We start from the raw sequence: 13,502 nt of genomic DNA, 5'->3' as shown, positions 1-13,502 counted from the left end.
TTTTTGAAGGTCTTTTTTTTTTGAATTATAGCGATCTTTTTTTACATCAAATTTGTTTTAACTATTGTTATGATTGAGCTGATAATGTATTGAACTCCTATTGCGATTACAATAAAACCTACGATTCTTGAGATAGCGACGATTCCTGAAGCTCCAAGTATTTTAGCTAGATAATGAGCGCTTCTTAAAATAATAAAAATGGAGATGGAAACGGCGATCATGGCCAAGACTGAAATAATTATTTGGGACGTCTCCTGATGTTCGCTGTAAAATGCAATTAGCAGAGACATAGATCCAGGTCCGGCAAGCATAGGGATGGCCAATGGAGTTAAAGCAATGTCATTTCGTTTTTGTGCATCATTTTCTACTTTCTTACTCACGCCTCTTTTTTTATTGAATTGACCAGATAGCAGTGAGAATCCAGAAGTGGCGATAACTATTCCTCCCGCAATGCGTAAAGCTTCCATACTAATTCCAAAAAAGGACAAAACATATTCCCCTAAAAAAAAGGAGATAATCATAATCACAAAAACATTGATTGCCGTCCATAGTGAAATACGAGAGCGTTCTTTTTTGTTGTCACCCTGTGTTAGTCCAACAAAAATGGGAACTGTGCCTATGGGGTTGATGACTGAAAAAAGGGCAGCAAACAAATAAATAAAAAGTTCCATGTTTTTTCGCGAAATTAGTTGGTTGTATTACTTTTTAAAGCTTCTTTAGGATTAAGAAAAGGTTAAAATATGAAGAATAGGTTCCTAATATAATAAAGTTAGAATCGAAAGATATTAATTTTTATTAAAACGGACTATAGTATTTTAGTACTTTTACAAAAAAACAATAAATAATGAAAAATAAAAAAACTTTAGTTCTTGGTGCATCAGCAAAACCAGAGAAATATGCTTATAAAGCGATTACGATGCTTGTTGAAAAAGGGCATTCAGTTCTTGCTATCGGTCAAAATGCTGGAGAAGTAGCTGGAATCAAAATTCAAACTAAAGCGATTCCTTTAAAAAACATCGATACGATTACTCTATATTTAAATCCTGCCCGTCAAAAAGATTATTACAATTACATAGTAGAAACTAAGCCAAAACGAGTGCTTTTTAATCCAGGGACTGAAAACCCAGAGCTTTATCAACTTTTGGAATTGAATAATATAAAATCAGAAGTGGCTTGTACATTGGTTTTATTGACTACAAATAGGTATTAAATAACTGAATTTGTTTATAAATTGTGAAGTATTTTAATACTTCCTAAATCACAATATTGTTTTCATCTCGTCTCGTTTTAGTATTGAGACGAGATGCAATTACAAAATGTTTCCTTATAGTCTGTGTGAAATTAGAAACGAGTTTCTTGTGAGGTGGGTTTGCTAATCACGAGCAGTCCTGTGAAAGTGATTAGTCCATTTACGATTATCAGTTCGTTATCAAATACATATCCAAAAAATAGTGCTTTTGAATTTTCGCTAAGGAGATAAGTTAGCGCAGGAGATAATATACAGATAAGCGGTACAAATTGATCCTTAACTGTTTTTGTTTTTATGAATAAACCAAAACCATACAATCCCAGTAATGGTCCATAGGTATAAGAAGCAATCCTGAAAATCATTCCTACAACAGAACTGTCGTTAACAGAGTTGAAAAATACAATCACTAAGAACATAAGAAATGAAAACCCAAGATGAGTAAAATGTCTGGCTCTTACTGCATTGGGTTTGTTTCGGTTTTCAGTTTTATCCATGCCCAAAAAATCAACACAAAAAGAAGTTGTTAGCGCTGTTAAGGCAGAATCTGTTGTAGCAAAAGTTGCCGCTGTCAAACCTAACAAGAATATTACTGACGGAATCAAGGTTAAATGATGAAAGGCAATTTCAGGAAATAGCAAATCAGTCCTTGGTTTTCCGGTAACCAAATCTGTAGGGACTTCAATTCCGTTTTTTGCAGCATAGATATAAAGTAAGGCACCCACACTTAAAAAGAATATATTAATCAGTACAAATATTCCGGTGAAAGTAAACATGTTCTTTTGGGCTTCGCCAATGGTTGCGCAACTTAAATTCTTCTGCATTAAGTCTTGATCTAATCCTACCATAGCAATTGTAACGAAAATTCCACCTAGAATTTGTTTTACAAAGTGAAATTTACTGGACAGAAAATCATCGAAGAAAAATATTTTAGAATAGTTACTGTTTTTAACTTCTTCAAAAGCTTCAATTACATTAAGGTCTAGACTTTGACAGATAAAATAAATAGTCATAAAAACAGAAGTGACTAAGAAAAATGTTTGTAAGGTGTCAGTGATGATAATCGTTTTTAAACCTCCGCGATAGGTATAAGCAAATATCAAAGCTAGTGAAATCAATACAGTAACAGCAAAGGGAATTCCGTAAAAATCAAATACGAAGCGCTGTAAAACTATCACGACGAGATACAATCTAAACGCGGATCCGATAGTTCGGCTAATCAAGAAAATAGTGGCCGCAGTTTTATAGGAGTAGATTCCTAGACGACGTTCTATATAGCCATAAATAGACGTCAAGTTCATTCGGTAATATAAAGGCAATAGTACTTTGGCGATGAATATAAATCCTATAGCATTCCCCAAAACAAACTGAAAATATTTAAATTGTTCTCCACTTGGCGCACCCACTTCGCCAGGAACAGAAATGAAAGTGACACCAGAAAGTGCTGTTCCTATCATCCCGAAAGCGACTAAATACCATTTAGAGTTTTTATTCGCATTAAAGAAAGCGTCATTCCCACTGTCTTTTTTACTCGTAAAATGAGAGATAGTGAATAATATTCCGAGGTAGATAACGATAAGCGAGAGAATGGCGAAAGGTGTCATTTTTTGGATTTTGAAAAGCCAAAGTACAATTTTTTAGTTAATCTCTTTAGGTTTAATTCCTGTAACGGCTGCTTCATTTTTTGCCAGAGGTCTGCACGTGGAAAAATGATTTTTTAAAATCGGTAAATGCTACTTCGTTAATACCTTGTTGACTATGTTTATAGGTTGTTTGTTTCTTTATTTCAACCAAATCGAATTTATAGAAGGGATTAAGTAAATAACTATTTAAAGAAATAAACAAATTGCTACATTTGCAGTTATGGAATTTTCTTCAAAATTAATAGAAAAAGCAGTTAACGAAATATCTCAATTACCGGGGATAGGGAAGAGAACTGCCTTGCGTTTAGTGTTACATTTATTGAAACAGCCCAAAGAACAAACCAGTTTTTTGTCTCAAGCATTGGTGAATATGCGAGAAGATATCAAGTATTGTACAAATTGTCACAATATTTCAGATAGTGATATTTGTGAAATCTGTGCTAATAAAAATCGGAATCATCAAATTGTTTGCGTTGTAGAAGATATTCGTGATGTGATGGCAATCGAGAATACAGGACAATTTAGAGGGGTTTATCACGTTTTAGGTGGTAAAATTTCTCCTATTGATGGAGTAGGTCCTAGTCAGTTGAGAATTACAACATTAGTAGAAAAGGTAAAGGCAGGAAGTGTGAATGAAGTTATTTTTGCTTTAAGCTCAACAATGGAAGGGGATACCACAAATTTTTATATTTATAAACAAATAGCTGAGGCTGATATTGTAATTTCTACAATTGCTCGCGGAATTGCCGTGGGTGATGAATTGGAATATGCAGATGAAGTTACTTTGGGAAGGAGCATATTGCAGCGCGTACCATTCGAAAAGTCTTTCAAAAATAATTAATTGTCTTAATAAATAGCTAAACTTTTGATATAGTAAATGAAAAGCTATATTTGTTATCTAAAATATAAAAATGAGCAAGCATATATTCTATTTATTACTTAGTATAAGTGTGTTATTTACTTCATGTATTCCTACTCAGGATTTGATTTACTTGCAAAAAAAGAATAATTCTGAAACAGAAACAGGAATTTCGGCTATTGTAGCTAAGCCCTATAGATTGCAAACTAACGATGTTTTAAGCATTAGTATAAAGGCTATTGATCCAAAATTAGTTGCTATTTTTAGTACCACAAACGAGGGTGTCACTGGTAAATCTGAATCGGGATTGTATTTTGATGGTTTTACGGTTGATGATCATGGGAATATTAGGATGCCTGTTTTGGGAGAAATTAATGTAATTGGATTTACTTTAGAGGAAATAAGAGTTAAAATTGAAAACCAATTGTTAGCTGAATATTTTAAGAAAGAAGCTAATATTTTTGTTATTGTAAAATTAGCGGGTTTCAAGTATACCATAAATGGCGAAATAGGAAGTACAGGAACCAAGACTCTATTTAAGGATAATGTGAATATTATGGAAGCTATCGCAAATGCGGGAGATATAACGATAACAGGAAATAGAAAAGCAGTAACGATTATCAGAAATTCTCCAACGGGAGTGCAAATGCATGATCTCGATCTTACTGATATCAACGTAATGAATTCACCTTATTTTTATCTGCAACCGAATGATTATATTTATGTAAAACCACTCAAACAAAAAACTTGGGGAACAGGAAAAACGGGGATAGAATCGTTAGGAACGATTATTACCTTGTTGTCACTGGCTACTACAACCTTTTTCTTGCTATTTAAAAATTAAAACAGAGATCAAAAAATGTTAGATATAAAAGATTTTTCGATTTTTGAAAATCAGGTTAGTTTTGACTTTAAGGGATTTCTAATAAAAATAGGAAGTTACTGGAAATGGTTTCTATTAAGCTTAATAATCACTTTTGCTATTGCCTACCAGGTAAATATTCGTAAAGAGAAAGTGTATAGTATGGAGACGCTTATTTCTGTAAAGGAAGAAAGTAATCCGTTGTTTACTTCAAATACTAGTCTGGTCTTTAATTGGGGTGGTACTTCTGACCAAGTTCAAACCATTTCGACCACGATACAGTCTAGATCTCATAACGAACTTGTGGTTGATAAACTGCAATATTATATTAATTATCTAGTTCAAGGTAAGTATGCCCTTGAGGATGCTTATGGCGCAGTTCCTTTTTACGTTGATATCGACAAATCAAAAGGACAGCTATCAGGAAACCTCATTGGGATTCGCTTTGTTAGTGAAAATGTTTATGAAATTAGAATTCCATTTGCAAGTCAAAATGCTTCCTTAATTACCTACTCTGATAATTCATATAGTACTACAGCTGTTGCGACTGGGGATTTTGTTAAGCGATATAAGGTGGGCGAAAGGGTTTCTTTACCATTTCTAAATTGGAAATTGCAGATAAATGACAATCCTGGGTTTTACAAAGGCAATGAATACTTTGTTTCGTTTAGTGATTTTAATGGAACTGTTGCAGGGTATCGAGGGATAAATGTTCGTTCAGATGACAAGGGCGGTTCTATAATTACGCTTGGAATGCAAGGAGCAAATAAGGCAAGAATGGTTACATACCTGAATTCGACCGTAGAAATGCTTATCAAAAGACAACTGGATAGTAAGAATCAGTTTGCCACAAATACAATTGCTTTTATTGACAGCACATTAATTGCGATGGAGTCGCAGTTAAAAGAAACTGGAAACGAACTAAAAACATTTAGGAAAGGCAAGAATATCTATGATATTGAAGAAGGAGGCGCTAAGTTTTCTGATAAGATGCTCGAATTTGATGTTAGCAGAGATGAAATCACCCGAAAAATATCCTACTACAACTCCTTAAAGTCTTATTTAAAAAACAGTGTCGATTACTCAAAACTTCCAGCGCCATCAGTTGCGGGTATTGATGATCCAAATGTGGTGACTAATGTCTCCAAATTAATTTCTCTTTCAGGTCAACGATCAGAAATGGCTTACGCAGTAAAAAGTGATAAGATATTTAAAGATTTTGATAATCAAATGGTGGCTATTAAAAATGTATTATTAGAGAATATTGCTTCAGCAAAGTCTTCTCTTCAATATGATCTGGCATTGATTAATAATAAAATTAGTCAAACAGAAAGTACGATTAAGGCGCTTCCTGATGAGCAGCAGGAGTTAATAAAAATAAAGAGAAAATACGATTTAAGTGATAATATTTATAATACTTTTCTTCAAAAAAGAAGCGAAGCTGATATTGTAAAAGCGGCAAATTTATCTGATATTCACTTTATTGATCCGGCAAAAGATGTAGGTGGTGGGCAAATTGGTCCAAGAACATCCGCTAATTATGTTTTGGCACTTTTTCTAGGGATATTGTTTCCGCTGTTGTTTGTGTTTTTTATTTTCTTTATCAATGATTCCATTCAAAATACGGACGATATTGGAAAACTCACAAAAATTCCCTTGATTGGAGTTGTAGGTCTAAGTAAGGAAAGTTCGGAGTTAGCGGTTTATGACAAACCGAAATCAGCATTGTCTGAATCCTTTAGAGCAATTCGCTCTTCGCTACAGTACTTGTATAAAAAACAAAATGTAGGTGGAGCTAAAACATTGATGATAACATCGTCAGTCAGTGGGGAAGGAAAGACATTCTGTTCTATAAATATCGCTACTGTTTTTGCGTTAAGCGAAAAAAAGACAGTTATTATAGGTTGTGATTTAAGGAAACCCAAATTATTTGACGAGTTTAATTTGTCTAATGAAGTGGGAATTGTCAACTACTTAATAAAGCAGAAAAGTGTGGATGATATTATAAATCATACTCAGATTCCATATCTCGATGTCATCCTTTCGGGTCCTATTCCTCCTAATCCGTCAGAATTGATTTTGAGTGATGGAATGGGAGAATTAATCGAAGAATTAAAGAAAAAGTACGATTATATCATATTGGATACGCCACCGGTGGGACTGGTTTCTGATGCTTTGGAATTATCACAATATTCGGATGTTACTTTATATATTGTAAGACAGAATTTTTCTAAAAAGGAAATGATCACTTTATTGAATAATAGAGTAAAACGAGGAGAACTAGACAATGCCAGTATTATTTTAAATGGTTTTGAAAATAAGGCTAAATATGGTTCTGGCTATGGTATGGGCTATGGCTACGGTTACGGTGCTTATTCAAATGGATACACAGATGAAGATAAACCAAAAAATTTCTATGATTCAATTCTTAGAAAATTAGGTATAAAAACAAAAAAATAATAGAAGGATTTTTAAATTAGTATAAATGAAAGAGGGAACAAAAAGCAGCATATTGATTACAGGTGGAGCCGGGTTTATTGGTTCTAATCTTTGTGAGTATTTTTTATCTAAAGGACATGAAGTAGTATGCTTAGACAATTTTGCTACGGGGCACAGACATAATTTAAAGGATTTCATTACTAATCCCAATTTTAGGTTGCTTGAAGGCGATGTACGAAACGCTGTTGATTGCCAGAATGCAGTAAAAGACATCGATTATGTTTTACATCAGGCAGCGCTGGGTTCAGTACCTCGTTCTATTAATGATCCGGTTACGACTAATGATGTCAATGTATCTGGTTTTTTAAATATGCTTGTGGCTGCTACAGATGCCAAGGTGAAGCGATTTGTGTATGCAGCCAGTTCTTCTACTTATGGAGATTCGGTTGGATTGCCTAAAGTGGAGGATGTGATCGGAAAGCCACTCTCTCCTTATGCCATAACTAAATATGTAAATGAACTGTACGCTGATATTTTTAGTAAAACGTATGGTTTAGAAACAATAGGATTGCGTTATTTTAATGTTTTTGGGAGAAAGCAGGATCCTAATGGAGCGTATGCAGCGGTCATTCCTAAATTTGTGATGCAATTAATGAATCATGAAGCGATCACTATTAACGGAGATGGGAATTATTCACGCGATTTCACTTATATTGAGAATGTTATTCAAATGAACGAATTAGCAATAACTACAGAAAATCCAGCTGCGGTGAATACGGTGTATAATACGGCATTTGGAGATCGAAATACATTAAACGATTTAGTGAATTATTTGAAAGAATATTTGGCTAAATATGATTCTGCAATTGCTGATGTTGAAGTGGTTCATGGTCCAAATAGAGCTGGAGATATACCGCATTCTTTGGCCAGTATTGATAAAGCAAAAGAATTATTAGCATATAATCCGCAGTATTCTTTACAGCAAGGGTTGAGAGAAGCGATTGATTGGTATTGGAATAATTTAAAGTAGATTGTTGTCGGTTATCACAGCTAATGTCTATTCGATTGCGGTTGTCTAAAGATAGAGGTACTTAATAGAAAACTTTTAATAGAGAGCAAAGAACAAAGAAAATAGTAATAAAAGCACAAACGGTATCGCTTTTTTTATCAAGACAAATCGATAATTCATTGAACACTACTTAAAATACAAGTTCAGTAAACCTAAAACGGACCTTAGAAAAAGAGGCTAGAAAACGTTGAACAAATAATTAGGAATAAAGAATAAAGAAAAACAGAAGAAATGAAAATCACAAAAATTTGTTGCATTGGAGCCGGATATGTTGGCGGACCTACAATGGCGGTTATAGCACAAAAATGTCCACAGATACAAGTTACGGTTGTTGATTTAAATAAAGAACGAATAGCGGCTTGGAATGATGAGGATTTAGATAATATTCCTATTTACGAACCGGGATTGGATAAAATTGTTAGCGATGCAAGAGGGCGAAACTTATTCTTTTCTACGGATGTTGAGAAAGCAATTGACGAAGCCCAAATTATTTTTATATCGGTAAATACACCTACTAAAACCTATGGTAAAGGCAAGGGAATGGCAGCCGATTTAAAATACATTGAATTATGTGCCAGACAAATTGCTAAAATTGCCAAGGACGATAAGATCGTAGTCGAGAAATCGACATTACCAGTTCGTACAGCTGAGGCTATTAAAAGTATTTTAGACAATACGGGTAACGGCGTGAAATTTCAAATTTTATCTAATCCAGAATTTTTGGCCGAAGGTACAGCGGTTCAGGATTTATTGAACCCAGATAGGATATTAGTTGGAGGAGATACGACTGAAGACGGTCAAAAAGCGATAAAAGCATTGGTAGATGTATATTCTAATTGGGTTCCAGTTGATAAAATATTGACTACTAATGTATGGTCATCAGAGTTATCTAAATTGACCGCAAATGCGTTTTTGGCACAAAGAATCTCTTCTATTAATGCGATGTCTGAGCTATGTGAAAAAACAGGTGCTGATGTAAACGAAGTGGCAAAAGCGATAGGAATGGACAGCAGAATAGGATCTAAATTCTTAAAAGCATCTGTGGGATTTGGAGGTTCTTGTTTTCAAAAAGACATTTTGAATTTAGTTTATATTGCAAAATCCTACGGATTGAATCAAGTGGCTGATTATTGGGAGCAGGTTATTATTATGAACGACTATCAAAAAAGACGTTTTGCAAATAATATAGTGGAAACACTTTACAATACCGTTTCTGATAAGAAAATTGCTTTATTAGGATGGGCTTTCAAAAAAGACACTAACGATACTAGAGAATCTGCAGCGATTTATGTGGCAGATAACCTAATCAATGAAAATGCAAAAATTGCCGTTTACGATCCTAAAGTCACAAGAAACAAAATTCTAATGGATTTAGATTATTTAGAAACTAGAACTGCAGATAAAAACAGCAATAGCGTGATGTCATTTGAGGATCCTTATGACGCATGCAAGGAGGCACATGCTATAGCGATACTTACGGAATGGGATGAGTTTGTTCAGTATGATTGGCAACGGATTTATAACTCCATGCAAAAGCCTGCTTTTGTTTTTGACGGAAGAAATATATTGGATGGTGCGGCTTTAGAAAAAATTGGATTTGTATATCAAGCTATCGGTTCTTAAATCCTAACATATCGTCTGAGCTATCGAGACTATTCTTAAAAAAAATGGAATTTGTTTCTTGTAGTGGAAAATGCTGAACGAAGAACGAAGAACGAAGAACGAAGAACGAAGAACGAAGAACGAAGAACGAAGAAGAAAGAACAAAGAACAAAGAGCAAAGAACAGCCTTGTTAAGTACTATGTTTCCGCTCTTAAATTAAAATCGTCTTAGCATAATAAAAACACAATCGGTATTTAAAGAAGTTTAAATATGAATTAGATAATTTGGAGTTAAAACGGTCATAAAGGAATCGAGCAGTTTTGATAATTCATGATTACTGCTAATTTTGATAATTCGAGGCTGAAAAATAATGTGGGAACAACAAATAGAGAGTCATATATAAACAAGAATAACAACAAGATGTTATTTCAACACAACGCAAATGAAGAACTGGTACGTGGTGTATACAAAACCTAAATGGGAGAAGAAAGTTGCGGAGCAACTTACAAAGATTGGGGTAGAATGCTATTGTCCTCTGATTACACAGGTGCGCCAATGGTCTGATAGAAAGAAGAAGGTAATTGTGCCTCTTTTTAATTCCTATGTCTTTGTGCAAGTAACGGAGGCCGAAAGAAACCTAGTGTTTCAATCAGCGGGGGCGGTTCGCTATTTGTTTTGGTTGGGAAAACCTGCAATTGTTCGTGATGAAGAGATAAGTACCATTAAAAAATGGTTGGATACTCCTGACACTTATGATGTGTCTATAGACTCGATACAAGTAGGGGATAAAATTACTTTAGAAGATGGTCCTTTTTCTGCTCAGGAAGCCGTTGTACAAGAAGTGAATAAAACGCATTATATCCTTGTTTTAGAAACCTTGGGATGTGTTTTGAAAATGAAAATTAAGTAAAATGACTTATTTGTAATGTTTTAGAGTAATTTAAAAAACAGACTTGAATTCTTAAAATATTGAGATCAAATAAAAAAAAGAATTAACAATGCTTGACGGCTCAAAGTTTAGGCGCTGTAATTTGTTCGTTATGAGTATTTTTAATTTTTGAGAGCTAAATGCTGTTCCTATAAAATTTAAGGGGTCAGGTTTTTTGGGAACCGCCATAATTAGATTTTTGGTTGCTTGATTTGGAATTATTCTTATGAATAGTAGGGGTAACCAAATTAGGTGATTTTTTTGACAACTTATTAAAATAATAGTTTGTTTTAGGCTCTGATTAACAATAGGTTAGTTGTTTCTCTTGAGATTAATTAAATTTTAATTGTTCAGGGTTAATTTATTAATAAAATAAACTGGCTTATTGTACCTATATTTGCGCACTTGAAAAAACATGATTTGAGCGCACTAATGTGGGTTTGAGTTGCAAAGCGGTGCTTTTTTACCAACAAATAGCTTAGAAAATAGTTTTAAAGAGATGGAAATCAATTCAAAAATAGCAATTATTGGCCTTGGGTATGTAGGTTTACCTCTAGCGCGATTATTTGCCACAAAACATGCTGTTGTAGGTTTTGATATTAATGAGACCCGAGTAGCAGAATTAAAATCTGGCGTTGATACTACTCTAGAAATAGACTCTGTTACTTTGCAAAAGGTATTACAGGAAAAACAAGGGAGTAGTAACGGTCTGTATTGCACGACGGTGTTAGCTGAAATCGCAGATTGTAATTATTATATTGTGACGGTACCTACACCAGTAGATAAAAATAACCGACCTGATTTAACTCCACTTTACAAGTCGAGTGAAACAGTAGGCAAAGTACTTAAAAAAGGAGATGTTGTCGTATATGAATCAACGGTATATCCAGGAGTAACAGAGGAAGAATGCGTACCTGTTTTAGAACGAGTTTCGGGATTACGATTTAATATTGATTTTTTCGTGGGTTATTCTCCAGAGCGTATTAATCCAGGAGATAAGGAACATACGGTAGATAAAATATTAAAAGTCACCTCGGGTTCTACTCCAGAAATTGGACACAAGATAAACGAATTATATCAAACTGTTATTACTGCAGGTACCTATTTAGCTCCTTCTATCAAGGTAGCCGAGGCAGCCAAAGTAATCGAAAATTCACAACGGGATATTAATATAGCCTTTGTGAACGAACTGTCTAAAATATTCAACTTAATGAATATAGATACTCAAGCAGTTTTAGAAACGGCTGGGACCAAATGGAATTTTTTACCCTTTAAACCAGGATTGGTTGGAGGGCATTGCATAGGGGTTGATCCTTATTATTTAGCTCAGAAGGCTCAAGAATTAGGCTATCACCCTGAAATTATTTTAGCGGGTAGGCGCTTGAACGACAGCATGGGAGAATATGTGGCTTCTCAAATTGTAAAGCTGATGATCAAGAAAGGAATTTCGGTTAATAATGCCTCACTTTTAATGCTTGGTATTACGTTTAAGGAAAACTGTCCAGATGTTCGTAACACTAAAATTGTAGATGTCATTGCCGCTTTAACTGATTATGGAATTACTGTAACTATATATGATCCTCTAGCTAATCCTGCTGCTGTGTTTAAAGAATATAAATTAAAGACAACTAATGTTGTGCCCAATCAAAAATTTGATACTCTTGTTTTAGGAGTAGCTCATAATGAATTTTTAAACCTAGACTTAACACAATTACAAAACACCATAAGTTTAGTGTACGATGTAAAAGGGGTTTTAGGGGATAAGGTTGACGGAAGGTTATAAACAATTTTAAGATATAATTTCAGCTAATTCAACACTAAAGTTAACTATAAAAGAAAAGTATGGAAAACAAGAACTCAATTACTCATGTTATACTAACTGGAGGAGTCGGTAGTCGTTTGTGGCCATTGTCTCGTAAAAGTCAACCCAAGCAATACTTAGATATTTTTAATGGGAAATCTTTGTTTGAGATGACCGTCGATCGCAATAGAAACATTGCCGATAAAGTGATGGTGGTAGGTAACATCGATAATTGCCATTTAAGTAAAAAAGTATTAGAAAAATCCAATACTTCTTATATTGATATCATAGAGTCTACGCCAAGAAATACTGCGGCAGCGATTGCTTTTGCAGCCTTTGCTTCTGATCCTGATGATATCTTAGTAGTTACTCCGTCTGATCATATTATTGATGAGATGCAAGATTATGAACAGGCGATAAACGAAGCGGTTGATAAAGCTTCAAATGGATATATTGTTACTTTTGGGATTGTTCCCACTAAACCGGAAACGGGATATGGATATATTGAACGTAAGGGAGATGATGTGATTTCTTTTAGAGAAAAGCCTAATCAAGTTTCTGCTCGTGATTTTATAGCCAAAGGAAATTTTCTTTGGAACAGCGGAATGTTTTGCTTTAAAGCAGGAGTCTTGTTGGAAGAATTAAAGGCGTTCACTCCAGAAGTGTATGAGAAATCAAAACTAGCTTGGGAAAACAATAGTAGTGGAAATTTAGATTTAGCGCTTTCTATGGATATTCCATCCATTAGCATTGATTATGCGGTGATGGAACGCTCAAAGAAAATTAAAGTGGTTTCCTCTAAATTTGGCTGGTCTGATTTGGGGTCTTTTGAATCGGTTTATGATTATTTGATAACCATTGGTCATCCGGTGGATGAAAATGGAAATATGGTGATCGGGACTACTAATTATACTGCTTTTATAGGGGTACAGGACACTATTTTTGTTCATACAGATACAGCTAATTTAATTTTGAAAAAAGAATTTTCTCAGGATGTGAAAAGCGTTTATAATGCTCTAGAACGAGAAAAATCAGATTTACTAAATTAATAT

General features: G+C 34.2%; 11 protein-coding genes. 9 read left to right on the top strand and 2 right to left on the bottom strand.

Features of this window, described 5'->3' with window-relative positions:
• Positions 1 to 41: 41 nt before the first annotated feature.
• Positions 42 to 671, bottom strand: coding sequence for a MarC family NAAT transporter (locus tag QO200_RS01100; protein ID WP_371535331.1), 630 nt, complete (start codon positions 669 to 671; stop codon positions 42 to 44).
• A 173-nt stretch (positions 672 to 844) separates the two neighbouring features.
• Between QO200_RS01100 and QO200_RS01095 the strand changes: the two genes are divergently transcribed.
• Positions 845 to 1,210, top strand: a complete 366-nt coding sequence (locus QO200_RS01095; RefSeq protein WP_371535329.1) for a CoA-binding protein — start codon at positions 845 to 847, stop codon at positions 1,208 to 1,210.
• A gap of 131 nt (positions 1,211 to 1,341) precedes the next feature.
• Here the strand turns inward: QO200_RS01095 and QO200_RS01090 are convergent, their stop codons facing one another.
• Positions 1,342 to 2,850, bottom strand: coding sequence for a sodium:solute symporter (locus QO200_RS01090; RefSeq protein WP_371535327.1), 1,509 nt, complete (start codon positions 2,848 to 2,850; stop codon positions 1,342 to 1,344).
• A 259-nt stretch (positions 2,851 to 3,109) separates the two neighbouring features.
• Here QO200_RS01090 and recR point away from each other — a divergent pair, with 259 nt between their 5' ends.
• From recR to QO200_RS01050, 8 genes are all read left to right on the top strand, one after another.
• Entirely contained in the window at positions 3,110 to 3,730 is a 621-nt protein-coding gene (gene recR, locus QO200_RS01085) for a recombination mediator RecR (protein WP_371535325.1), read from the top strand.
• Between the two features lie 70 nt (positions 3,731 to 3,800).
• Positions 3,801 to 4,592, top strand: coding sequence for a polysaccharide biosynthesis/export family protein (locus QO200_RS01080; protein ID WP_371535323.1), 792 nt, complete (start codon positions 3,801 to 3,803; stop codon positions 4,590 to 4,592).
• 15 nt (positions 4,593 to 4,607) lie between these two features.
• A complete protein-coding gene (locus tag QO200_RS01075) occupies positions 4,608 to 7,070 on the top strand; it encodes a polysaccharide biosynthesis tyrosine autokinase (protein ID WP_371535322.1) in 2,463 nt (820 codons plus the stop codon).
• 25 nt (positions 7,071 to 7,095) lie between these two features.
• Positions 7,096 to 8,079, top strand: a complete 984-nt coding sequence (locus QO200_RS01070) for an SDR family oxidoreductase (protein WP_371535320.1) — start codon at positions 7,096 to 7,098, stop codon at positions 8,077 to 8,079.
• A 270-nt stretch (positions 8,080 to 8,349) separates the two neighbouring features.
• The gene (locus QO200_RS01065; protein ID WP_371535318.1) at positions 8,350 to 9,741 is read left to right on the top strand and encodes a UDP-glucose 6-dehydrogenase; all 1,392 of its coding nucleotides are present in this window, start codon (positions 8,350 to 8,352) and stop codon (positions 9,739 to 9,741) included.
• Between the two features lie 422 nt (positions 9,742 to 10,163).
• Complete coding sequence (locus QO200_RS01060; RefSeq protein ID WP_371535317.1) at positions 10,164 to 10,631, top strand: UpxY family transcription antiterminator; 468 nt, start codon at positions 10,164 to 10,166, stop codon at positions 10,629 to 10,631.
• A 517-nt stretch (positions 10,632 to 11,148) separates the two neighbouring features.
• A complete protein-coding gene (locus QO200_RS01055; RefSeq protein WP_371535315.1) occupies positions 11,149 to 12,432 on the top strand; it encodes a nucleotide sugar dehydrogenase in 1,284 nt (427 codons plus the stop codon).
• A 59-nt stretch (positions 12,433 to 12,491) separates the two neighbouring features.
• Complete coding sequence (locus QO200_RS01050; RefSeq protein ID WP_371535313.1) at positions 12,492 to 13,499, top strand: mannose-1-phosphate guanylyltransferase; 1,008 nt, start codon at positions 12,492 to 12,494, stop codon at positions 13,497 to 13,499.
• The last annotated feature ends 3 nt before the right edge of the window (positions 13,500 to 13,502 follow it).

It is taken from the genome of Flavobacterium sp. Arc3 (assembly GCF_041431375.1).
Lineage (GTDB): Bacteria > Bacteroidota > Bacteroidia > Flavobacteriales > Flavobacteriaceae > Flavobacterium.
The sequence above is the reverse complement of the archived record's forward strand: the minus strand, read 5'-3'. Positions and strand labels throughout refer to the sequence as shown.